This window comes from Aurantiacibacter sp. D1-12 (assembly GCF_028858515.1).
Taxonomy (GTDB): Bacteria; Pseudomonadota; Alphaproteobacteria; order Sphingomonadales; family Sphingomonadaceae; genus Alteraurantiacibacter.
The window spans coordinates 100,133-121,431 of sequence record NZ_JAPJZJ010000005.1 but is presented as its reverse complement, the minus strand read 5'-3'; the positions used below and the strand labels follow the sequence as shown (position 1 = coordinate 121,431).

General features: G+C 60.4%; 23 protein-coding genes. 12 read left to right on the top strand and 11 right to left on the bottom strand.

Annotation, left to right across the window (positions count from 1 at the left end):
• Positions 1 to 3: 3 nt before the first annotated feature.
• From trpA to OOZ52_RS11635, 4 genes are read right to left on the bottom strand one after another with little or no spacing between them, the layout of a single operon-like run.
• Positions 4 to 783, bottom strand: coding sequence for a tryptophan synthase subunit alpha (trpA, locus tag OOZ52_RS11650; RefSeq protein ID WP_274698697.1), 780 nt, complete (start codon positions 781 to 783; stop codon positions 4 to 6).
• Complete coding sequence (locus tag OOZ52_RS11645; RefSeq protein ID WP_274698696.1) at positions 780 to 1,310, bottom strand: hypothetical protein; 531 nt, start codon at positions 1,308 to 1,310, stop codon at positions 780 to 782. Before OOZ52_RS11645 ends, trpA begins: the two co-directional genes overlap by 4 nt.
• Positions 1,307 to 2,524 carry a tryptophan synthase subunit beta gene (gene trpB, locus OOZ52_RS11640; RefSeq protein ID WP_274698695.1) on the bottom strand — a complete coding sequence of 406 codons (1,218 nt, stop codon included), beginning with the start codon at positions 2,522 to 2,524 and terminating at the stop codon, positions 1,307 to 1,309. The genes OOZ52_RS11645 and trpB overlap by 4 nt, the downstream gene beginning before the upstream one ends.
• Entirely contained in the window at positions 2,521 to 3,168 is a 648-nt protein-coding gene (locus OOZ52_RS11635) for a phosphoribosylanthranilate isomerase (protein WP_274698694.1), read from the bottom strand. The genes trpB and OOZ52_RS11635 overlap by 4 nt, the downstream gene beginning before the upstream one ends.
• 77 nt (positions 3,169 to 3,245) lie before the next feature.
• Between OOZ52_RS11635 and OOZ52_RS11630 the strand changes: the two genes are divergently transcribed.
• Entirely contained in the window at positions 3,246 to 3,719 is a 474-nt protein-coding gene (locus OOZ52_RS11630; RefSeq protein WP_274698693.1) for a hypothetical protein, read from the top strand.
• A 3-nt stretch (positions 3,720 to 3,722) separates the two neighbouring features.
• Here the strand turns inward: OOZ52_RS11630 and OOZ52_RS11625 are convergent, their stop codons facing one another.
• The 4 genes from OOZ52_RS11625 to purB form a co-directional block, all read right to left on the bottom strand.
• Entirely contained in the window at positions 3,723 to 4,622 is a 900-nt protein-coding gene (locus tag OOZ52_RS11625; protein WP_274698692.1) for an SIMPL domain-containing protein, read from the bottom strand.
• The gene (gene pyrF, locus OOZ52_RS11620) at positions 4,622 to 5,296 is read right to left on the bottom strand and encodes an orotidine-5'-phosphate decarboxylase (RefSeq protein ID WP_274698691.1); all 675 of its coding nucleotides are present in this window, start codon (positions 5,294 to 5,296) and stop codon (positions 4,622 to 4,624) included. The genes OOZ52_RS11625 and pyrF overlap by 1 nt, the downstream gene beginning before the upstream one ends.
• Complete coding sequence (locus tag OOZ52_RS11615) at positions 5,293 to 5,655, bottom strand: LapA family protein (RefSeq protein ID WP_274698690.1); 363 nt, start codon at positions 5,653 to 5,655, stop codon at positions 5,293 to 5,295. The genes pyrF and OOZ52_RS11615 overlap by 4 nt, the downstream gene beginning before the upstream one ends.
• Positions 5,656 to 5,743: 88 nt before the next feature.
• Complete coding sequence (purB, locus tag OOZ52_RS11610; protein ID WP_274698689.1) at positions 5,744 to 7,057, bottom strand: adenylosuccinate lyase; 1,314 nt, start codon at positions 7,055 to 7,057, stop codon at positions 5,744 to 5,746.
• A 204-nt stretch (positions 7,058 to 7,261) separates the two neighbouring features.
• Here purB and OOZ52_RS11605 point away from each other — a divergent pair, with 204 nt between their 5' ends.
• On the top strand, positions 7,262 to 10,009 hold the full coding sequence (locus OOZ52_RS11605) for a DUF3857 domain-containing protein (protein ID WP_274698688.1): 2,748 nt from the start codon (positions 7,262 to 7,264) through the stop codon (positions 10,007 to 10,009).
• Positions 10,010 to 10,019: 10 nt separating this feature from the next.
• Here OOZ52_RS11605 and radC read toward each other — a convergent pair whose 3' ends face one another.
• Positions 10,020 to 10,727, bottom strand: a complete 708-nt coding sequence (radC, locus tag OOZ52_RS11600) for a RadC family protein (protein ID WP_274698687.1) — start codon at positions 10,725 to 10,727, stop codon at positions 10,020 to 10,022.
• A 69-nt stretch (positions 10,728 to 10,796) separates the two neighbouring features.
• Here radC and OOZ52_RS11595 point away from each other — a divergent pair, with 69 nt between their 5' ends.
• The 10 genes from OOZ52_RS11595 (at position 10,797) to OOZ52_RS11550 (ending at position 18,265) form a co-directional block, all read left to right on the top strand.
• Positions 10,797 to 14,075, top strand: a complete 3,279-nt coding sequence (locus tag OOZ52_RS11595) for an intermembrane phospholipid transport protein YdbH family protein (protein ID WP_274698686.1) — start codon at positions 10,797 to 10,799, stop codon at positions 14,073 to 14,075.
• Between the two features lie 47 nt (positions 14,076 to 14,122).
• Complete coding sequence (locus OOZ52_RS11590) at positions 14,123 to 14,314, top strand: YnbE family lipoprotein (RefSeq protein ID WP_274698685.1); 192 nt, start codon at positions 14,123 to 14,125, stop codon at positions 14,312 to 14,314.
• 25 nt (positions 14,315 to 14,339) lie between these two features.
• Positions 14,340 to 14,723, top strand: a complete 384-nt coding sequence (locus OOZ52_RS11585) for a YdbL family protein (protein WP_274698770.1) — start codon at positions 14,340 to 14,342, stop codon at positions 14,721 to 14,723.
• Positions 14,724 to 14,793: 70 nt separating this feature from the next.
• Positions 14,794 to 15,279, top strand: a complete 486-nt coding sequence (locus tag OOZ52_RS11580; protein WP_274698684.1) for a hypothetical protein — start codon at positions 14,794 to 14,796, stop codon at positions 15,277 to 15,279.
• 153 nt (positions 15,280 to 15,432) lie between these two features.
• Positions 15,433 to 15,765 carry an AtpZ/AtpI family protein gene (locus OOZ52_RS11575; protein ID WP_274698683.1) on the top strand — a complete coding sequence of 111 codons (333 nt, stop codon included), beginning with the start codon at positions 15,433 to 15,435 and terminating at the stop codon, positions 15,763 to 15,765.
• A gap of 23 nt (positions 15,766 to 15,788) precedes the next feature.
• Positions 15,789 to 16,574, top strand: coding sequence for a F0F1 ATP synthase subunit A (locus OOZ52_RS11570; RefSeq protein ID WP_274698682.1), 786 nt, complete (start codon positions 15,789 to 15,791; stop codon positions 16,572 to 16,574).
• Positions 16,575 to 16,624: 50 nt separating this feature from the next.
• On the top strand, positions 16,625 to 16,849 hold the full coding sequence (locus OOZ52_RS11565) for a F0F1 ATP synthase subunit C (RefSeq protein WP_274698681.1): 225 nt from the start codon (positions 16,625 to 16,627) through the stop codon (positions 16,847 to 16,849).
• A 75-nt stretch (positions 16,850 to 16,924) separates the two neighbouring features.
• Positions 16,925 to 17,419, top strand: coding sequence for a F0F1 ATP synthase subunit B family protein (locus OOZ52_RS11560; RefSeq protein ID WP_274698680.1), 495 nt, complete (start codon positions 16,925 to 16,927; stop codon positions 17,417 to 17,419).
• Complete coding sequence (locus OOZ52_RS11555; protein WP_274698679.1) at positions 17,412 to 17,987, top strand: F0F1 ATP synthase subunit B family protein; 576 nt, start codon at positions 17,412 to 17,414, stop codon at positions 17,985 to 17,987. Before OOZ52_RS11560 ends, OOZ52_RS11555 begins: the two co-directional genes overlap by 8 nt.
• A gap of 74 nt (positions 17,988 to 18,061) precedes the next feature.
• Positions 18,062 to 18,265 (top strand): dodecin family protein, encoded by a 204-nt coding sequence (locus OOZ52_RS11550; RefSeq protein ID WP_274698678.1) that lies wholly within the window; start codon positions 18,062 to 18,064, stop codon positions 18,263 to 18,265.
• A gap of 1 nt (position 18,266) precedes the next feature.
• Here OOZ52_RS11550 and gloB read toward each other — a convergent pair whose 3' ends face one another.
• Together gloB and rpsA are read right to left on the bottom strand one after the other, a co-directional pair.
• Positions 18,267 to 19,025 carry a hydroxyacylglutathione hydrolase gene (gene gloB / locus OOZ52_RS11545; protein WP_274698677.1) on the bottom strand — a complete coding sequence of 253 codons (759 nt, stop codon included), beginning with the start codon at positions 19,023 to 19,025 and terminating at the stop codon, positions 18,267 to 18,269.
• A gap of 99 nt (positions 19,026 to 19,124) precedes the next feature.
• A complete protein-coding gene (gene rpsA / locus OOZ52_RS11540; RefSeq protein WP_274698676.1) occupies positions 19,125 to 20,831 on the bottom strand; it encodes a 30S ribosomal protein S1 in 1,707 nt (568 codons plus the stop codon).
• Positions 20,832 to 21,299 lie beyond the last annotated feature (468 nt).

The window sequence follows — 21,299 nt, the reverse complement described above, 5'->3', positions numbered from 1 at the left end:
AGCCTATCGGGCAGAATGCACGGCTTTGGCAAGCCTTGCGGTGAGTTCGCGCAAGTGTTCCGGAGCATCTTTCCCGTGCTTTTCGACGAGGTCGATGAAGGCCGAACCGACAACAACGCCATCGGCGACCCTGGCGATTGCCTCGGCCTGTTCCGGCTCGCGCACGCCGAATCCGACCGCGACGGGCAGATCGGTGTGCGACTTGATGCGGCTAACGTTTGCCTCGATGCTCTCGATTGCAGCAGCCTGCTTGCCGGTGATCCCTGCGACGCTGACGTAGTAGAGGAAACCGCCCGATCCATCGAGCACGGCAGGCAGCCGCGCGTCCGACGTGGTGGGGGTGGAAAGACGGATTGGGGCAATGCCTTTGTCGCGCAGGGCAGGACCAAGGTCCCCGTCCTCTTCGGGCGCGAGATCAACGCAGATCACACCGTCAACGCCCGCTTGTTCACAAGCATCGGCAAACCACTCAGGTCCGCGTCGGATCATTGGATTGGCATAGCCCATCAGCACCAGCGGAACGTCCGGGTGGCGCTGGCGAAAGGCGGTGGCGAGCGCGAAGACATCGGCGGTGGTCGTGCCATTGCCGAGAGCGCGGATATTCGCCGCCTGAATCGCGGGGCCGTCGGCCATCGGATCGGTGAAGGGCATGCCCAGCTCAATCACATCAGCGCCGCCCGCAACGAGTGCATCGAGATTGGCTGCAGTGTCGCCATCGCCAGCGGTGATAAAGGCGACAAGGGCGGGGTGGGGAGCGGAGAAGGCGTTGGAAAGGCGGGTCATTTGCGTTGTCGATTGAGAATCAGGATTGCTATGATTGTCTTGGATAAAGTCATAAATGACGCGAAAATAAGCGGCCCTACGACCAATAGAGAGAGCCAACTCGGCGGTCCATAAGAGCAATTGATAAAGCCGAACGAAGTTTCTCCATCAAATCCTCTTGGCACGTCCGGACATCTCTCGCCCGTCAGTATACCGGAGCTGGCGACCGAATGGGCGGCCATGCCGATTGTAGAAATTGCTAGAAAAGGTCGGAAGCTCAAAAGTAGCGAGGAGAGCTTCCCAGTTTTCGGAGGATTTGTTCCATGCCAGATCAGGATGATCGGAAGCCATAGGATGTAGAGCGTCAGTGGATCGGCCATAAACCAGTAAACATCTGACGGATAGGCTTGGTGTCGCGCTATTTCAGGGTTGACGCGTCCAAACAGCCAGAAGGCGGTCATCGACAACCACCAAAACAGCAATAAGACGCCTACGTGCGAAAGCCAGTTTTGCAATCTTTCACGGTTCGTTTTTACCGTGGCCGTCAAATCTCCACTCCCAGCGCGTCAGCCACGGTGAAAATGTCCTTGTCCCCGCGCCCGCACAGGTTTGCGAGGATGATCGAGTCTTTCGGCATCTCCGGCGCGCGTTTGGCTATTGCGGCGATGGCGTGGCTCGGCTCCAGCGCAGGGATGATGCCTTCGGTACGGCAGAGCAGCTGGAAGGCGTCGAGCGCCTCAGTATCGGTGGCCGAAGTATACTCCACGCGGCCCGTTTCCTTCAGCCATGCGTGCTCCGGCCCGATGCCGGGATAGTCGAGCCCCGCGCTGATCGAGTGGCCTTCGGTGATCTGGCCGTCTTCGTCCTGCAGCAGGTAGGTCTTGTTGCCGTGGAGGACTCCGGGGAAGCCGCCGGCGAGGCTGGCTGCGTGTTCATCTCCGTGCAGCCCTTTGCCTGCCGCCTCTACGCCGAGGAGTTTCACGTCTTTATCATCGAGGAAGGGATGGAACAGGCCGATGGCGTTGGAGCCGCCGCCGATGGCCGCGACGCACAGGTCGGGCAGCTTGCCCGCGCGGTCGAGCATCTGTTGGCGCGCCTCTCGCCCGATCACGCTCTGGAAGTCGCGGACAAGCTCGGGATAGGGGTGTGGGCCCGCAGCGGTGCCGATGATGTAGAACGTGTCGTGCACATTCGCGACCCAGTCGCGCAGCGCCTCGTTCATGGCATCCTTCAGCGTGCCGCGTCCAGCCTCCACCGGCACGATTTCCGCGCCGAGCAGCTTCATGCGGAACACGTTCGGAGATTGCCGCCGCACGTCCTCTGCGCCCATGTACACGACGCAGGGGAGGCCGAAACGCGCGCACACGGTGGCGGTCGCCACGCCGTGCTGGCCCGCGCCGGTCTCCGCGATAATTCGCGTCTTGCCCATGCGGATCGCGAGCAGGATCTGCCCGATGCAATTGTTGATCTTGTGCGCGCCCGTGTGGTTGAGTTCGTCGCGCTTGAACCACACCTGCGCGCCGCCTAGCTCCTCGGTCAGGCGAGGGGCGAAATAGAGCGGGCTGGGGCGGCCGACATAGTGCGTCAGCAGGTCGTCAAACTGCTCCTGAAACGCCGGATCGCCCTGTGTTGCGCGGTATTCCTTCTCCAGATCGAGAATCAGCGGCATCAGCGTTTCGGCGACATAGCGCCCGCCAAACTGGCCGAAGTGCCCGCGATCATCAGGCTGGTTGCGGAAGGAGTTGGGTGTGCTTTCGGTCATGCCGACGCCTTAGCGCCAAGCGCCGCTTCACAGAAAGCGCGTATTTTGGCTGTATCCTTGACACCCGGCTCGCTTTCGAGCCCGGAGGAAGCGTCAACCAGTTCTGCGCCTGTATATCGGATCGCATCGGCGACATTGTCTGCATTGAGGCCACCAGCCAGCCCCCACGGCATGAGGTGGCGGAAGTTCATCAGCAAGCGCCAATCGAGTGCCAGCCCGTTGCCACCGGGAAGCGCGCCTGCGGGGGCATCGTAGATAAGACGGTGCGCCGCATCGACGAATTTGGCGGTGTTTTCGAGCGAGGTACGGCTTTTCACACCAATGGCTTTCCACACCTCCAGCTTCGAATTGCCCTTGATAAGCCCCAGCCATTCAGGTGTTTCGCCGCCATGCATCTGGATGACATCGGGTTGAACTTCCTGCAGCGCCGCTGCCATCGCCTTGGGCTCCATGTTCACCGTCAGCAGTACGACCTTCACGCCCTTCGGCGCACGGGCGCGCAATTTTGCAGCATCGGCGATGGAAACGTGGCGCGGGCTCTTTTCGAAATGGACGAGGCCCACGTGGGTCGCCCCAGCATCCACTGCAGCATCGATCGTTTCGGGCGTAGAAAGCCCGCAAATCTTGATAAGCGTCTTCGGCATAGGGGAGCCTGTTATGCGATTCGACAGGACAGGGGAAGTGGGGCATTCATGTGAACATTGAAGGTTTTGGAGGGATCATGCGCAATTTGCTTCTGATGACGGCGGTACTGGGCCTGTCGGCGTGCAATCCGGTGGAGGTCATGGGCGATAGCGACACTGCAATCGAGCAGTTCCACGATCACTGGAATGCGGGCAATCTTGATGCCATGTGGCATGCGACTCACCCGGAATTCCGCACCGGACTCACGCAGCAACAGTTTGACAAGGTTATGGGCGATTTTGGCGGCGTGCTGGGCGAAGTCGAAAGCACCGAACGCGAGAGTTTCAACATCAACACCCAGAACGGTGTGACGACAACGACCATCATGATGCGCACGCAGTTCGCCAATGGTGAAGGTGTCGAGCAATTCTTCCTGCGCGGTCACGGAGAGGAGCAGAAGATCTTCTACTACTATGTCGAAAGCGACCTGCTGAACGGTTACACCGCGCCAGAGGGTGCGGACGAATACCGGCCCGACGATGAGCGACCTGCTGTGGAGCCGGTAGAGTAGGGTTTAGGTGGGAGTGAGTTCGAAAAGGATTCCGACAGAAACGGTTACATTGAGCTCACCAGGTGCTGATGGTGGAGGCGGCGCATACATCGCATCTGAGGACATCGCCTCATAGAAGCCGAACTGCGCGTTTGAGCTCGACGATAGCCCGCTCGTCTGACCCTGTTCGATCATCATGATGCGGTAGACGCGCAAGCCGGCGGCTGCCGCATACTCCTCTGCTTCCCGACGCGCGTTTGCAATGGCGAGATCGCGTGCCTCGCGCTCTACGCTTTCGCTGTCTTCCAGCGTGAAGCGCGGCCCATTCACGGTGTTAGCGCCGGCAGCCACGAGCGCATCGACGAGCGAGCCATACTCCTCCAGATTGCGTTGACGGATGGTGATTGTATTGCTTGCGCGATAACCAATGATGCGAGGCTCCTCGCCCTCTGCTGCGGAAACCATGGCAGCTGCGTTCGCTTCAGCATCAGCCATTACCATTTCGGCTACGATGGCCGCTTCGTTGGCCCCATCCATCATCATTGTCGGATAGTTGCGGGCGTAAGAGTTACGCTCGTTACTCATTATCGGACGGAGCGAGATGCGGCTGGTCTGAATGTCCCTTGGCGCAATGCCAGCTCGATCAAGAGTTGACATCAGTCGCTGTGCGACACGTGAATTCTCCGCGAGCGCTTGCTGAGCGGTTGCGCCGGTCGTTTCGATACCGGCAGTGAAAACGGCAACATCCGGCGGGCTGGGGACGCTACCACGGCCTGTGATGCTGAGAATGGCGTTGCCATCGTTGGCGGGGTCCATCGCAAACGCACCCAGACCGCGCATTGATTGCGCGTGCCCGGGTTGTGCAAGCGTAGCCAAGCCAATCGCCACCATCGCCGCCACCAGAAAGTTGCCCATACGATTCATTATAGCGTCCCCTCAATTTCTCTCGCTGCCGCCAGCGGATCGTCCGCGCGACTGATCGGGCGGCCTATCACGAGGCAGCTTGCGCCATCGTCGCGTGCTTGTCTCGGTGTCACAACGCGCTTCTGGTCGCCTGCGGCCTTGCCGCCGGGGCGGAGGCCAGGGACGACGAAGAAACCATCCTTCCACTGATCGTGGACCGATTTGATTTCCTGACCCGAGCAGACAATCCCGTCGAGCCCGGCATCATGCGCAAGGTCGGCCAGACGCATCACATGGTCGTGCGGAGTCCCGCCAACGCCGGTACGTTCCAAGTCTCGCTCGTCGAGACTGGTCAGCATTGTGACGGCAACAACCTTGCAGTCTTCTCCTGCCGCCGCCTTGGCATCCTCCATCATCGCGCGACCGCCACTGGCGTGAACAGTCACGATGGCAGGCTCGAGCACGTGGATAGACTGCATCGCACCCGCAACGGTGTTGGGGATGTCATGCAGCTTCAGGTCGAGAAAAACGGGAAGGCCGAGATGCGAAATCTCGTGCACGCCGTGGTGGCCGTGGGCGCAGAAAAATTCTAACCCCAGCTTCACCCCGCCGATGTGGCCTTTCACCTTCTCGCAGAGCGCCTTCGCGGCATCGAGTTGCGGGACATCGAGCGCGAGATAGACCGGGTTGCTCATGCCTTATCGCTGCTCGCGGAATCGTCCGGAGGGCTGAGTTCGCTGCTGGGCTCTTCAACGTCAGGCGCGGGTGCTGGCGCCGGGCTCGGTGCGGGCTCTTCTTCTTGCGGCGGGGCAACGGGGGTAGCTGCGGCGGTGCGCGCTGCGCTTTCGAGGCTCGAAACCTTGCGCTGCATCGCCCACTTGCTGGCCCGGTGGTAGAGCCACATCGGTACGAAGCCGATCATGAAGGACACGATTACAATCGCCGGGATCTTCGTGTCGACCACAATATCATCCCAGATTCGCACTGTGACGGTCGGATCCCAATTGGCAATCGAGAAGAGCAGCAGCCCAACGAGCAAGAGAACCCAAATCACAGTGCGTACAATTTGCATTAGTCGATTCCTCAAAACCCAACAATTGCCGCGATGCTAGGCGAGCCTCGCCGCTATGGGAAGGGGGCGCTTATTCGCCAAACACCCGCGCGAAAATCGTGTCCACGTGCTTGAAATGGTAATCGAGGTTGAACTTGTCCTCGAGCTCTTCCTCGCTCATCGCGGCCGCGACTTCCTCATCTGCCTTCAGCAGCTCGAGGAGCGAAAGCTGGCCGTCCGATTCCCACACCTTCATCGCGTTGCGCTGGACAAGACGATAGGCGTTGTCGCGGGTGATCCCGGCCTGCGTGAGCGCCAGCAGCACGCGCTGTGAGTGGACGAGGCCGCCCATCCGGTCGAGGTTCTTCTGCATGCGGTCAGGGTAAACCAATAGCTTGTCGATCACGCCGGTAAGACGGGCGAGGGCGAAGTCGAGCGTGATAGTGGCATCCGGTCCGATGAACCGCTCGACCGAAGAGTGCGAGATATCGCGCTCGTGCCACAGTGCCACGTTTTCAAGCGCAGGCATGGCGTAGCTGCGGATCATGCGCGCCTGACCGGTCAGGTTCTCGGTCAGGATCGGGTTGCGCTTGTGCGGCATGGCCGATGAACCCTTCTGGCCGGGGGAGAAATACTCCTCCGCTTCAAGGACTTCGGTGCGCTGCAAGTGACGTACTTCCACTGCGAGACGCTCGATACTGGAGGCGATCACCGCGAGCGTGGAGAAATAGGCCGCGTGGCGATCGCGCGGTATAACCTGCGTACTCACCGGCTCGACCGTCAGGCCAAGCTGCTCGGCGACATATTCCTCAACCGAAGGATCGATATTGGCGAAGGTGCCCACGGCGCCGCTGATGGCGCAGGTCGCGATTTCGGCGCGCGCGGCGACCAGACGCTCGCGGCAGCGGTCGAACTCGGCATAGGCCTGGGCCAGCTTGAGGCCGAAGGTGGTCGGCTCGGCGTGGATGCCGTGGCTACGGCCGATGGTGGCGGTGTACTTGTGTTCTTCCGCGCGGCGTTTGATCGCGGCAAGCAACGCATCCATGTCTTCGAGCAGCAAGTCGGTAGCGCGGACAAGCTGCACTGCCAGCGTTGTATCGAGCACGTCGGAGGAGGTCATGCCCTGGTGCATGAAGCGCGCTTCGGGGCCAACCTGCTCGGCCACCCAGTCGAGGAAGGCGATCACGTCGTGCTTGAGTACTGCTTCCTTGGCATCAATCGCGGCGACATCGATGCCGGGATTGGTCTTCCACCAGTCCCACAGCGCCTTCGCCCCGCTTTCGGGCACCACGCCCAGCTCGGCGAGCTTTTGCGTCGCATGCGCTTCAATCAGGAACCAGATTTCGTACTTCGATTCCGGCTCCCAGATCGCTGTCATCTGCGGGCGGGCATAACGGGGGACCATGAAAGACTCCGGAAGTGATGTTTGCGGTTGCGAGCGCGGCTAGGTCAGGTGCGCGCGATTGGCAAGTCGGATAGGGTAATAGTGAGGGATTGCAATTGTGGACACGGCGCTGCCATAAAGATGGCGTAGGCGACTAAGCGTCTGATGACAGGGGAAATCTGAATGCGCAATTCGCTGGCGACAATGTCGCTTATGGCAGTCCTTATGAGCAGCACCGCGCAGGCAGGCGAAGATCCGCTCTACGGCGCTACGCCTGAATGGGTGGAAGAAGCTGACCTTGATGGTCTGCTCGCAGACGATGATGCGCCTGCCGAATTGCTGCGGGACTGGCAGTATCGCATCGAAGACGGTGTGGTCGTTGCCTATCACGATGCCGCGATCCGGATCGACAACCCGCAGGCTCTGATGGCGCAGAACACGCAGACGCTCACCTGGCTGCCGGACAAGGGTGACCTGACTGTCCATCGCTTTGAAATTCACCGTGACGGCGAGGTAATTGATCTGGTCGCGCAAGGTGTGGCATTCGATGTACTGCGCCGCGAACGCGGGCTGGAACAGCGCCTGCTCGACGGCCAGTTGACGGCCAGCGTTTCTGTCCCCGGTCTGCGCGAAGGTGACGTGTTGCGCATCGCACACTCGGTTTCGACTGATGACCAGGCGCTTGGCGACGAGGTACAGGCAACCCAATGGTTACGCAGCGCACCCTGGCAGGTTGGCTTCTCGCGCACAGTGATGAGCTGGCCGGCGGACGAGGAGATGTACTGGCGTGCTGAAGATCGCGTTGCGCTAACTGATCCGGTGGAGGAAGACGGTTTCCTCTACCTGACAGTGAATCTCCCCTTGGCAGAGGCTGACCAGATGCCAAGCGACGCACCCTTCCGGTTCCGTCGTCCCCCTGTCCTTCGCGTCGGCAGTTTCGACAGTTGGAGCGAGCTCAGCCGCGTGATGCTGCCGCATTTCGAGCAGGCTGCACAGCTCGCCGATGGTTCGCCAATCCGAGAGCGCGCTGCCGAGATCATGGCCGCAACAGATGACCCGCGCGCCCGCACCGCGATGGCCGTGCGCCTTGTGCAGGATGAAATCAGCTACCTGCTCAACGGTCTTGATGGCGGCAATTACCTGCCCCAAAGCGCCGATGAGACTTGGGATATCCGCTACGGCGACTGCAAGGCAAAGTCGGTGCTCCTGCTCTCGCTGCTGCGCGAAATGGGCATTTCCTCCGAAGTGGTTTTGGTAAGTTCGCGTGCTGGCGATGCCGTACCCGAATTGCTGCCGCTTCCCGCTGCATTCGATCACATGATCGTGCGGGCGGAGATCGATGGCGTGGAATACTGGCTCGACGGGACGAGCACGGCGACGCGTCTTGCCAACCTCGCCGATGTTCCGCCCTTCCACTATGCCTTGCCCCTGCGCGAAGGCGGGTCGGAACTCGTTCCCATGACCCAGCGCGATCTGGCAGAACCGCAAATGACGATGACCATGACGGTGGACCATTCGGCGGGTGTCGACTTCCCGCCGCTATTTACGCTCGACATGCATGCAACCGGCCCGGCGGCAGCGTCTATTCAGGCGATGGTCGATGCCAACGATCCGGAAAACATGCGACGGCTCGCACGATCTTTCAGCGGTTCGCAATCTGCCCGGGTAAGTGACATATCTATCGATTACGATGTGGATCTGGCTGCGGCGATAATCCGCGTGGAAGGCATCGGCGAAACCGGCTTCGAATGGCAGGACGGCCGCCTGCGCTGGGCCGATGACAATTCGCTGGAGCAGTTTTCATTCAATCCCGATCGCGCCCGACCAGAATGGCGTGATATCCCCGTCGCCACGTCCGGTCCCGGTCGTGTGCGGACGAGTATCGTCACCAGGCTGCCGCAGGACGGGGCCGGCTTCATCGTCGAAGATGCTGGTCGCAGCGAATACAACCTTGCCAATGTCCGGAATGTCGAAACGATCGCACTCGAAGGCGATACGATCAGGATCGACAGCGAGATTTTTGCGACGCTGGGAGAGATTCCTGCGAGCGAGCTGCCACGCCTAAAGCGTGAAGCGCGCCGCTTGGCGGGCGAAGTTCCGGAAATCACGGTGCCGGAAAACGTAATCTGGCGATGGGAACTGACCGAAGACCAGCGCTTGCAACGCGCCGCGCCGATTCTTGACGCCTACAACGATGCCATCTCCATTACCGACGAGGACGATTACTCGGTACAACGCGCTCGCGCCATGTTTCTGATGAGCATGTTCGATTACCATGCGGCACTGGTTGATTTCGACATGCTGGTGGAAGAACAACCGTCAGTGTGGGTCTATCGCCAGCGTTCACTGCTGCATCGCCGGCTTGGTAATATGGATCAGGCCATTGCAGACATGCGCGCTGCCTATGATCTTGACCCCGACGCCAGCAATACGCGCGGTCTGGCCGACCTGCTTTCCTATGCAGGAAATACCGATGAGGCGATCGAACTGCTCGATTACCTGCCGGTGAGCGAGGATGAGCGGCCTTATCACGACGATGATATTGGCACTGCCATTGCGATGGGCGGAAATGTAGCGGGCGGCCATGCGATAATCGTCGATATGATCGCCGCCTTCCCGCAGAATTCTAGCGCGCTGAACGGCGACTGCTGGTTCCGCGGCCTTTTTGCCTTCGCGCTAGACACCGCGCTGGATCGCTGCACGCAGGCTGTCGAACGTGCGGCCAATCCGGCGAACGCCATTGATAGCCGCGCGCTGATCTATTTCCGGCTTGGTCAGTTCGGCCAGGCTATTGCTGATCTCGATCAGGCGCTGGCGATGGAGCCGGGGCAGGCTGCATCGCACTATCTGCGCGGCGTCGTGCGGCTGCATGCGGGCGACGAAGGCGGTGAAGAGGATATCGCGACGGGCCTGTTGATCGCTCCCGAGCTGGAGGCGATCTACAGTCGTCACGGAATTGTTCCTCCGCGATAATGGGGCGGGTCTAAATCACGCCCTTCGCGCGAAGGCTCACATGGCCCTCGCTGCCCACGATCACGTGGTCGTGCACGGTGATGCCCACGTGACGTCCGGCCTCTGCAATCGCCTTGGTGATCTGGATGTCGGCTCGGCTGGGCTCCGGGTTCCCGCTCGGGTGGTTGTGGACGAGGATGAGGGCGCTCGCGCCGCAATCGAGGCCGCGTTTGATCACTTCGCGTGGGTGGATAGCGGCTTCGTCCACCGTGCCATCCCCCACAAGGTGATCGAGCAGAAGGCGATTCTTGGTGTTGAGGTAAAGCACGCGCACGCGCTCCACATTGAGGTGCGCCATGTCGATCGCGAGGTAGTCGAGCAGCGCTTGCCAGCTGCCCAGCACGGGTTTGTCTGCCACCTGGCTGCGGGCCATGCGCCGGGCAACAAGCGCGGCGATTTTGATCTGACCGACGCTCGCATCGGACACGCCCTTTACCTGCTTGAGTGCGCCGGCATCGGCATTCAGTACGCCTGCGAGCGACCCGAAGCGGTCGAGCAGTGCCTTCGCTTGCGGCTTGGTGTCGCCGCGAGCAAGCGCGCCGAACAGCAGATATTCGAGCACTTCGTAGTCCGCGAGCGCCTCTGCTCCGCCCGAAAGCAGCCGTTCGCGCAGGCGCGCACGGTGGCCCGCTGCGCCCTGCGGAGTGCTTTTCGGCGGATTTTCGGCACCTTGCGCCATGTTCTTCGCATGCCCCCTTGCAATGGTGCATTGCCTTTACGGGCAAGCTCGCGCAAGACCTGATGCATAATGGCGCAGGATGCTGCAGACGAAACCGGGTCTCCGAAGAAGGGTCGCAAGCGCAGCTGGCTGCGCAATGGTCTGCGCGGAGCGTTGCTCTTGCTGCTCGTTACGCTTGCAATCGGCTGGTTCCAACGCGAGCAGATCGCCGATGGCCTGATTACCGACGCACTGGCCGAAAGCGGCTTGCCGGCAACATACGAAATTGAAGAAATCGGACCGACGCGGCAAGTGCTCACCAACCTTGTGATTGGCGATCCTGACGAACCTGACATGACCATAGAGCGGCTTGAGCTCAGCCTTTCGCCGCGTTGGGGTCTGCCCGATATTGCCGAGCTACGGATCGTGCGGCCGCGCCTCTACGGCACCTATCGTGACGGCACGCTGAGTTTCGGGGCGCTCGATCCGCTGATCTTCACCGAGGATGAGGCACAAGGCGAATTTCCCAACATGGAACTGTTCATCGAGGACGGTCGGGGAATGCTCGATGCCGACTTCGGACGGGTCGGCTTCCGGCTGGACGGTGGCGGTCACTTGCGCGGCGGGTTCAATGCAGAGCTTGCGGCGGTTGGCGAAGATGTCGTGTTAGGCGGTTGCTTTCTCGAAGCGCCAAGCATTTACGGTACCGCCTCTATCGATGCCGAACGCCCACATTTCGTGGGTCCGCTGCGGTTTGATGCGCTTGATTGTCCCGACACCGAATTGGCGCTGCAAGGCGCTGCAGTGCAACTGGATGTGCTCACCCATCGCAACTTCGTCGACTTTGAAGGGGATTATGGCCTCGCTCTCGCCGGCGCAACGGTTGGCGATACGCGTTCGGGCGAGATCACTGGAGAAGGGCGTTTCAGCTGGCGGGATGGAGCGCTCGTGGCGCTTTATGATCTTGGGCTGCGCGATCTCGCGACGGGGGCGGTCAGTGCGGGCTTGCTTTCCGTCGACGGGAGAGTGCGCGCGACCGATAGCTTCGCTCGGGTCGACGTAGAGGGAGATGTTGCCGGAGAAGCCATCGAGTTGGGCGAGGCGCTCGACACACAGCTCGCAGGGCTTGCCGTATCGAGCGAAGGCACGTTTGCTGCGCCGCTTCTCACGCGGTTGCGCCGCAACCTTGGGCGCGAATTGGCCGGGAGCGAGCTGAGCGCACGTTTCGATGCGCGGCGAATGGGCGAGTTGACCAGTGTCGTGGTTCCCGAGGCGCGATTGCGTGGATCGAGCGGCGCAAGCATTCTCGCCCTTTCACGCACCACCGTCAGTCTAGGCGAAGGCGGTCTGCCTGCATTCTCCGGCAATGTGCTGACCGGTGGCACAGGCTTGCCGCAGATTTCCGGCCGGATGGAGCAGGCACGTGGCGGTGCGCTCGTTTTCCGCATGACCATGCGCGAATATGCGGCTGGTGAGGCGCGTCTTGCAGTGCCCCGAATGGCGATTTCGCAAGGAACCGGTGATAGATTCGTGCTGGACGGGGAAGTGCTCGCGAGCGGCCCTCTTCCGGGCGGTTTTGCGGACAACCTGCGGCTGCCGGTGGATGGAACGGTCAATGGCGATGGCGCGATTGCGCTTTGGAACGGTTGCCGTGACATGCGTTTCGACCGGCTGGCCTATTCCAACCTTACACTTGCGCGACAGGCGCTCCGGCTTTGTCCCGCGCAGGGTCAACCGATCCTGCGCTATGACAATTCCGGATTGCGTCTGGCTGCGGGGACCAACGCGCTCAATCTGGTTGGCGAGTTGGCAGAAACGCCTCTGCGGGTTGCAAGTGGCCCCATCGGTTTTGCCTATCCGGGGGCTCTCGCAGCGCGGGACATGCAGATCGGTCTCGGACCGCAGGAGAGCGGGCAGAATTTCGTGATCTCGGACCTGCGGGCGAATCTGTTCGCACAGGATATCGGTGGTGAGTTCTCCGGAGTGGATGTTTTCCTCGGGGCAGTACCACTCGATGTTCTGGAGGCCAGCGGGACCTGGCGTTACGCCGACAGCCGTCTGGAGATCGACGAGGTCCGCTTCATGCTGGAGGACCGCGAAGAGGTCGACCGGTTCCAGCCGCTCTATGCCCGCGGTGCAAGCCTGACGTTGGCGGACAACCGCATCACGGCAGACGCACTGCTGCGCCATCCGGGTAGCGACAGCGTGGTGTCAGATGTCACCATCGCACACGACCTTGCCACCGCCACGGGCAACGCGAGGCTCGCTGTACCCGGCATCACCTTTGGAGAACGCCTCGAAATCACCGACCTTACGCAGCTCGCGCTGGGCGTGGTGGCGAATATGGAGGGGACAGTTACCGGCGAGGGGCGGATCGAGTGGACGCCCGAGGCGGTAACAAGCTCCGGTGAATTTTCCACGGATTCGCTCGATCTGGCGGCGCCATTCGGACCGGTTCAGGGTGCGAGCGGTGCGGTCGTCTTCACCGATCTGCTGGGCCGCACGACCGCTCCTGACCAGCGTATCCGGCTCGCCGCCATCAACCCGGGCATCGAGGTCTATGACGGGGAAGTAGGCTTCCGGCTGATCAATGGAGAGACGCTCGCCGTGACTGGCGGGAGTTGGCCATTCATGGGCGGGACGCTGCGGATGCACCCCGTCGACATCAATATCGGTGTGGAGGAATACCGCACATACACAATGGAGATCGAAGGCTTGCAGGCTGCGCGCTTCATCGAGCGGATGGAGATGAGCAATCTTGCCGCGAGCGGTACGTTCGACGGCACGATACCCATCATTTTTGACCCGGAAGGCAATGGCCATCTTGTCGGCGGTCAGCTCATTTCGAGAGAACCCGGCGGCAACCTCTCCTACATTGGTGAACTGACTTACGAGGATATGGGCTTCTTCGCCAATTACGCGTTCCAGACCTTGCGCGATCTCGCCTACGACCGCATGGAAATCGACATGAACGGCCCGCTAACCGGGGAACTGGTGACGCAGGTCCGCTTCGAAGGGATCAGCCAGGGACCGAGTGCCAGCAGAAATTTCGTCAGCCGCGCCATCGCGGACCTGCCGATAGAGCTGCGGATCAATATCCGCGCACCATTCTTCAAACTCATGAGTTCGCTGCGCGCGCTCTATGATCCTGCCAGTGTTCGCGACCCGCGCGATCTCGGCTTGATACTCAGCGATGGCACCCGCGCTCGCGATGCCGTGGATCAAGAGACGGTGGACGCACAGGACGAGGCTGCCGCCGAGGAAGCCGCACGCGAACTAAGCGATGCGCTGGTGCCACCTGACGAACGCCGACGTGAACAATCACCAGACGAGACTATTCAGCCCCCCGAAAGCGAGGCCATGCGATGACATTTGCGAAATTGACGACCTGCGCCCGGGATGCGCATAGTCCCGCCATGAACGGGGCAAAGCGGATCATGGGACTGGTAGCGATGTTGGGTGCATTGGCGCTCGGCGGGTGTATCAATCTTGAAGCACCTGATGAGCCGATCGTGATCGAGCTCAACATCAATATAACTCAGGAAGTCATCTACCGCTTGGCAGATGATGCCGAAAACACGATTGACGAAAATGCCGATATTTTTTGATCGGCGACTTGGAGTTGGACTGATGATGACGCGCAAAAGCCTTATTGCCGCAACCGCTGCGGCGCTTGCCATTGGTCTTGTGGCTTCACCTGCCTCCGCGCAGCGCGATCCTGCCTATCAGGCTGCCCGCGATAACGGGCAGGTCGGCGAGAAGATGGATGGCTATCTTGGCATCGTCGGCGCATCCAACCCGTCGCTGCAGGCGATGGTGGACGACATCAACATTCGCCGCCGTGCGGTCTATGCCGAGCGTGCGCAGGCGGAGAATGCAACGCTGGAAGAATACGCCTTCACCGCTGGCTGTCTCGCCATCGCACGCACGACACCGGGCGAGATGTATCAGGCTCCTGACGGAACCTGGCAGCAGCGCGGGCAGGGTGCTCCGCTGCGCGACCCGCGGTGTCCGTAGCCGGGGTTGAAACCCACTGGCATGACGCGTAGCCCGCGGGTGACTTTTCAGACACCCAAAGGTATTTTCTATGCGCACGTCGCTTCTTGCCATTCCCGCCCTCGGTCTCACCGCGCTGGTCCTTTCCGCCTGCAACCAGGCTGGTGAGCCTGCACTGACAGATGAGCAGATCGCTGTGTGCGAATCCCTGCAGGAAGACCTTGTCAGTCTGCAAAAGCGGGCTTCAGGCGAGTTGGGTGAAGCCGTGATGCTCAACCAGATGCGCGCGCAGGGTGCGCTTGACAATCCAGACATTGATCCGACTGCACTCGCGCAGTTCTCGGTCGTCCACTACGAGGCGCGGCTGGCAAATATGCTCACGCTGCTTGAGGCCAATGGCTGCGACATGCCGACCGAACCGGTCGACGGACGTCTCTACTCGCAGGCGGCAGGCGCCTGTCTGCAAGCGCGCGCTAGCGGGAATCCCGAGGCTGTAAATCTGTGCGAGCAGGATAACTGGGAGCCGAACGAAAGCGAAGATGACGACGCTGCGCAGGACGGCGCCGTAGCCGAGTGATTACGACCGGCCACGATGACAATTTTATTTCCCCGATAAGGTCCTTTTCCACCTTTGGACGTGTTGACTCGCCAACACCCCCCTTCTAAGGGGGCGGCGCCCTTGGCGGGCACCTCTTTGCCCGTGCCATAACCCTTACACGAAGGAGAAGGCATGAGCGACGAGAAACCCGCACGGGAACCCATCGGTGAGGATGCGCGGATTGACGCGCTCGAAGAGCGGCTGAAAGCTGCACGCGAGCGAGAAGATCAACGCAACCAGCCACGGGTCAAAGGTGCCTCTGCCAGCGAGAAAGCCGGCAATCGGGCATTGGCAGATCTGGTCGGTGGTGTTTTCGGTGGATTGGTAGTCGGCTGGACCGTTGGATGGTTTTTCGATGTCAATCCTTGGGCTCTGTTGGTTGGCCTGTTCCTCGGGATCGTGGTCGCCTTCAGGAACATTATTCGTAATTCAGGCAGCGGCCCCTCTGCGGGCAGCGGCAGTTAAGAAGCGCAAGGGACAAGACAGACGTGGCAGCTGAATCAGCCAAGGTCGACCCGATGTACCAGTTCACCGTCGAGCCTCTGCTCGGCCAGGACTGGAATATTGCGGGTTACAACATTGCCTTCACCAATTCCGCGCTGTGGATGACGATCACCGCTGTGGTGCTGTTCGTCTTCATGCTTGGTGGAATGAAGCGCGAGCTTGTGCCCGGTCGCTGGCAGATGATGGTGGAGACCTTTACCGGCTTTATCGATGATATGCTGGATGCGAACATCGGCAAGGAAGGGCGCAAATACGTGCCCTACATCTTCAGCCTGTTCATGTTCATCCTCTTCGCTAACCTGCTCGGTCTGCTACCGGTCGGCCTTATCGGCGTTCACCCGTTCACCTTCACCAGCCACTTCACCGTGACTGGCGTGTTCGCGATCATGAGCTTCGCGATCGTCCTCATCGTCGGTTTCTGGAAGCACGGGCTGCACTTCTTCAGCCTGTTCGTACCTGCAGGTACGCCGCTGCCGATGGTCTTCGTGATCGCGCCGATTGAGTTCGTCTCGTTCCTGTTCCGCCCGTTCAGCCTCGCGCTGCGACTGTTCGTTGCCATGATGGCCGGCCATATCCTTCTGAAGGTGCTGTCGGGCTTTGTGATCAACGGCTGGAATGCTGGCGCCGGATACGGCGTGCTGGTGGGCGTGCCAAGTTTCGTTCTGATGATCGGCATTTCCGCGCTGGAAATCCTCGTTGCCGGTATCCAGGCCTATGTTTTTGCGCTGCTCTCGTCGCTCTACATAAATGACGCAGAGCATCTGCACTAAGTTCAACCCGAATTAATCGCTTACAAGTTTACCTCTGAAAGGAAATTCAAATGGATCTCGAATCTGCAAAGATGCTCGGTGCTGGTCTCGCCGCTATCGGTGCCGGCATGGCCGCCATCGGTGTGGGTAACGTGTTCGGCTCGTTCCTCGAAAGCGCACTGCGTAACCCGGGTGCAGCAGACGGCCAGCAGGGTCGCCTGTTCATCGGCTTCGCCGCAGCCGAACTTCTCGGCCTGCTGGCTTTCGTCGTGGCGATGATCATCCTCTTCGTCTAATCGACTTTGACTGGCCGAGCGGTTCGCGTCCGGCCGGTTTTGACCTGACTTGTTGCCAATAGGCGGAATCCGTCCATGCCTCAGATAGATCAAATGTTCGAAATCTGGTCGAGCCAGCTGTTCTGGCTGCTGATCACTTTCGGCTTCGTGTTTTTCGTCATCGGTCGGGGCATGGTCCCCAAGGTGATGGATACTGTTGGCATGCGCGACAAGCAGATCGCGGATGACCTTGCAGCTGCGCAGGCAGCTCGCGATGCGGCGGATGAGGCTGAGGAAGCCTGGCGCCAGCGTGAAAACGCCAATCGCGAAGCGGCTCAGGATCTTGTGAACAAGGCCAAGGCCAAGGCGCAGAAGTCCACTGACACCAAGCTCGCCAAGGTGCAGGCTGCGATTGATACGCAGCTTGAAGAGGCCGAGGCGCGCATCGAAGCAAGCCGCAAGGAAGCTGGTGCCGAGATCGAGGCTGTGGCGACCGAAGCTGCGCAGGATATCGCCAAGCGCCTCGCCGGTGTGAAAGCGACCAAGGCGGCTGCCAAGTCCGCCGTGAAGGAGGCGATGAGCCGTGTCTAATACCAGCACGCCAGAAGTCTTCGAGACCGAGCCCGCGGAAGTATTCATCGAAGCGGCACACGGGCAGAGCACAGGCCACGTCGATCCGACGCTGCTTGGCCTCGAACCTTACCAGTGGGTGTCCATCTCCATGGCCGTCCTGCTGTTGTTCGTGTTCTTTGTGGCAAAGGTTCACAAGACCATCGCTGGCGGACTCGACAGCAAGATCCAGGCGATCAAGGACAACCTTGAAGAAGCCAAGCAGCTGCGCGCCGAAGCCGAGGCACTCCGTCAGGAATATGCCGACAAGATTGCCGGTGCAGAACAGGACGCCGAGGCCATGCTCGATAACGCCAAGAAAGAGGCGGACGGTATCGTCAAGAAGGCGAAGGAAGACACCGCTGCAATGGTCGCTCGCCGCGAGCGTATGGCGCAGGACAAGATTGCCGCGGCCGAGCGTGCCGCAGTGGACGAGCTCAAGGCGAAAGCTGCCAATGCCTCGACCGCTGCTGCTGCCGCGCTGATCGCTGCCAACCACGATGCCGACGCCGACAAGGCGCTGGCAGACGACGTGATCGACAGCCTGTAACAAGCTGTAATTTCGGGAACGTTACCGCGAGCTATCCCTTGAGTTGATATCCATCAACTCAAGGGAGAAAAGCTATGTCTATTGCAAAAGTTACCGAAGTTATCAGTTCCTCGACCGTAGGGATCGAAGATGCCGTCAAGCAGGGCGTCGCCCGGGCTTCCAAGACACTCAACAACATTTCCGGCGTCTGGGTCAGTGACATCAAGTGCACGGTGAACGACAATGCCATTACCGAATGGCGCTGTACGCTCAAGATCACTTTCGTCCTGAACGACTAAGTCAAAACGCGTCCTTTGCTGCTCTGAGAGCAGCAAAGGTCTCGTGTGGGGCATCACCGCCCCAGCGGGCCATCATGTCGGGATCGTCGGCACGCAGGAAGGGGTTGGTAGCCAACTCGCGCTCCAGCGTTGTCGGCACCGTGGGTGTTCCTGCCGCACGCTTGCGGCCGATCTCCTGCCCGTAAGCCACCAGCTCATCGTTGCCAGGATCGGCATGTAGAGCGAAGCGCGCATTGGCCTGTGTGTACTCGTGCGCGCAGTAGAGGGCAGTGTCCGCAGGAAGCGCCTTGAGCCGCTCCAAGCTGGCCCAGAATTGCTCTGGCGTGCCTTCAAACATCCGACCGCAGCCGAGGGCAAACACGCTGTCGCCAACGAAGGCGAGTGAGCTATCAGGCATATGGTACGCGATATGGCCGTTTGTATGGCCCCCAACATCGATGATGCGCGCTTCATGGGCTCCAAGTGACACCGTGTCCCCGTCGCTCACGACATGATCGATAGTCGAGATCCGCTCGACTTCCTGCGGCGCGATGATCGTACAGCCGGTTGCGGCCTTGATCGCCTCATTTCCACCCGCATGGTCGGGATGCCAGTGCGTGTTCCAGATCGCCGTAATCGTCCAGCCCTTGGCTTTGGCCTGTTTCAAGTATTCCTCGCCATCGGGCGTATCGATACAGGCCGTCTCGCCGCTCTCGCTATCGTGAACGAGAAAGCCGTAGTTGTCGGACAGGCAGGGGAACTGGTGGATTTCAAGGGCCATGCCGCCAAGCTTACACATCCGGCAGATGTAGGAAAGGCCCGCCTGCGGGTTTCGCAGACGGGCCTTTCCTGATCCCTTTCGGGAAGAAGAGCTGAGCTCTTACTTCTTGTCGTCGTCGCCCTTCAGAGCGGCGCCGAGGATGTCGCCGAGCGAAGCGCCGCTGTCGGCCGAACCGAACTGTGCAACTGCTTCCTTCTCTTCGGCGATCTGGTGTGCCTTGATCGAGAAGTTCGGCTTCTTCGAACGATCGAAACCGGTGACCATGGCATCGACCTTCTGGCCGGTCTGGAAACGGTCCGGACGCTGCTCGTCACGGTCACGGCCGAGATCCGAGCGCTTGATGAAGCCGGTAGCACCATCGTCGCCAACCTGAACTTCGAGGCCGCCATCGCGAACTTCGAGAACAGTGACGGTGACAACCTGGCCACGACGCAAGGCATCGCCAGCGCCGCCTTCTGCCGGTGCGCCCTTTTCGAGCTGCTTCATGCCGAGGCTGATGCGTTCCTTCTCGATGTCGACATCGAGAACAACGGCCTGAACCTCTTCACCCTTGCGGTGCAGGGCGAGGGCGTCTTCACCCGAGATGCCCCATGCGATGTCGGACATGTGGACCATGCCGTCGACGTCGCCCGGAAGGCCGATGAACAGACCGAATTCGGTCGCGTTCTTGACTTCACCGGTAACCGTTGCGCCAACCGGGTTCGCTTCGGCGAACTCTTCCCACGGGTTGCGCTGGGCCTGCTTGAGACCAAGGCTGATGCGACGCTTTTCGGCATCCACTTCCAGAACCATCACTTCGACTTCCTGTGAGGTCGAGACGATCTTACCCGGATGGACGTTTTTCTTCGTCCAGCTCATTTCGGAAACGTGGACGAGGCCTTCGATGCCGGCTTCCAGTTCCACGAATGCGCCGTATTCGGTGATGTTGGTGACCTGGCCGGTGACCTTCGCGCCGACCGGATACTTGGCGCCAACGCCTTCCCACGGATCGCTTTCCAGCTGCTTCATGCCCAGCGAGATACGCTGCGTATCGGAATTGATGCGGATGATCTGGACAGTCACGGTCTGGCCGATCTCGATCACTTCGCTCGGGTGGTTGACGCGCTTGTAGCTCATGTCGGTGACATGCAGCAGGCCGTCGATACCGCCGAGGTCGACGAAGGCACCGTAATCGGTGATGTTTTTCACGACACCATCGGTGATCTGGCCTTCAGCCAGCTTGTCGATCAGTTCGCTGCGCTGTTCCGCACGCGTCTCTTCGAGAACTGCACGACGCGAAACGACGATGTTGCCACGGCGACGGTCCATCTTCAGGATCTGGAACGGCTGCGGCATGTCCATCAACGGAGTGACGTCGCGCACAGGGCGGATATCGACCTGCGAACCGGGGAGGAAGGCCACGGCGCCGTCGAGATCGACGGTGAAGCCACCCTTCACGCGGCCGAAGATGCGGCCTTCCACGCGGGAGTTTTCGCCAAATTCGCTTTCCAGCTTGTCCCAGGCGGCTTCGCGGCGCGCGCGGTCGCGGCTGAGCATGGCTTCGCCGTCGGCATTCTCGACACGGTCAACGAAGACTTCGACTTCGCTGCCGATTTCGAGGCCGTGCGCGTCATCGCCACGTTCGAATTCTTTGAGGTTTACGCGGCCTTCGCTCTTGAGGCCGACATCGATGATGGCCATGCCATTTTCGATAGAGGTCACGGTGCCCTTGACGACGCGGCCTTCGAAACCGCCATCAGCTCCACCGAGCTGTTCGTCGAGCATTGCCGCGAAATCGTCGCGGCTTGGATTGGCAGAAGTTGCCATAGGTTAGAGTTCCTGTTCACATTTGCTACCGGCCACGGGTTTTCCCCGGGTCTTGGTCCGTCTCCTTCGCACCATTGCAAAGGTGTACGGGGCAAGAGGCCGAATTCCGTGCGAAGCCGAATGCCACCGCCCGGGTCCATGTACATCCAGTGATGCAAGAGACGGGCGCGCGCCTAGGCGATACGGAGGGGAAAGGCAAGCGAAATGGGGTGGGGCGTGCAGGCGTGCCGCGGATCTTACCAAGGCTAACCTGTTACACCTGTTACAGTGTCTTGGCGAAGGAATCGGCCTGGTCGTTTTCGCCAGCCACAAAATTGACGAAGTTGACATCGTGACGATGCCGCCAAATCCGCATAATTGGCAGAATTGCGCGGGACACACGGTCAAGGGCGAAGTTGACACTTTGACAGGACAGCGGCGGGGCGGTTTTTCCATATGCGCATTTCCTGCCAGCGCATTTTGCGTGTA

Bases quoted from the DNA above. Each gene is read 5' to 3' on its own strand.
- trpA (WP_274698697.1), bottom strand. From the start codon at position 783: ATGACCCGCCTTTCCAACGCCTTCTCCGCTCCCCACCCCGCCCTTGTC.
- trpB (WP_274698695.1), bottom strand. From the start codon at position 2,524: ATGACCGAAAGCACACCCAACTCCTTCCGCAACCAGCCTGATGATCGC.
- OOZ52_RS11635 (WP_274698694.1), bottom strand. From the start codon at position 3,168: ATGCCGAAGACGCTTATCAAGATTTGCGGGCTTTCTACGCCCGAAACG.
- OOZ52_RS11630 (WP_274698693.1), top strand. From the start codon at position 3,246: ATGCGCAATTTGCTTCTGATGACGGCGGTACTGGGCCTGTCGGCGTGC.
- OOZ52_RS11625 (WP_274698692.1), bottom strand. From the start codon at position 4,622: ATGAATCGTATGGGCAACTTTCTGGTGGCGGCGATGGTGGCGATTGGC.
- pyrF (WP_274698691.1), bottom strand. From the start codon at position 5,296: ATGAGCAACCCGGTCTATCTCGCGCTCGATGTCCCGCAACTCGATGCC.
- purB (WP_274698689.1), bottom strand. From the start codon at position 7,057: ATGGTCCCCCGTTATGCCCGCCCGCAGATGACAGCGATCTGGGAGCCG.
- OOZ52_RS11605 (WP_274698688.1), top strand. From the start codon at position 7,262: ATGAGCAGCACCGCGCAGGCAGGCGAAGATCCGCTCTACGGCGCTACG.
- radC (WP_274698687.1), bottom strand. From the start codon at position 10,727: ATGGCGCAAGGTGCCGAAAATCCGCCGAAAAGCACTCCGCAGGGCGCA.
- OOZ52_RS11595 (WP_274698686.1), top strand. From the start codon at position 10,797: ATGGCGCAGGATGCTGCAGACGAAACCGGGTCTCCGAAGAAGGGTCGC.
- OOZ52_RS11590 (WP_274698685.1), top strand. From the start codon at position 14,123: ATGAACGGGGCAAAGCGGATCATGGGACTGGTAGCGATGTTGGGTGCA.
- OOZ52_RS11585 (WP_274698770.1), top strand. From the start codon at position 14,340: ATGACGCGCAAAAGCCTTATTGCCGCAACCGCTGCGGCGCTTGCCATT.
- OOZ52_RS11580 (WP_274698684.1), top strand. From the start codon at position 14,794: ATGCGCACGTCGCTTCTTGCCATTCCCGCCCTCGGTCTCACCGCGCTG.
- OOZ52_RS11575 (WP_274698683.1), top strand. From the start codon at position 15,433: ATGAGCGACGAGAAACCCGCACGGGAACCCATCGGTGAGGATGCGCGG.
- OOZ52_RS11565 (WP_274698681.1), top strand. From the start codon at position 16,625: ATGGATCTCGAATCTGCAAAGATGCTCGGTGCTGGTCTCGCCGCTATC.
- OOZ52_RS11560 (WP_274698680.1), top strand. From the start codon at position 16,925: ATGCCTCAGATAGATCAAATGTTCGAAATCTGGTCGAGCCAGCTGTTC.
- OOZ52_RS11550 (WP_274698678.1), top strand. From the start codon at position 18,062: ATGTCTATTGCAAAAGTTACCGAAGTTATCAGTTCCTCGACCGTAGGG.
- gloB (WP_274698677.1), bottom strand. From the start codon at position 19,025: ATGGCCCTTGAAATCCACCAGTTCCCCTGCCTGTCCGACAACTACGGC.
- rpsA (WP_274698676.1), bottom strand. From the start codon at position 20,831: ATGGCAACTTCTGCCAATCCAAGCCGCGACGATTTCGCGGCAATGCTC.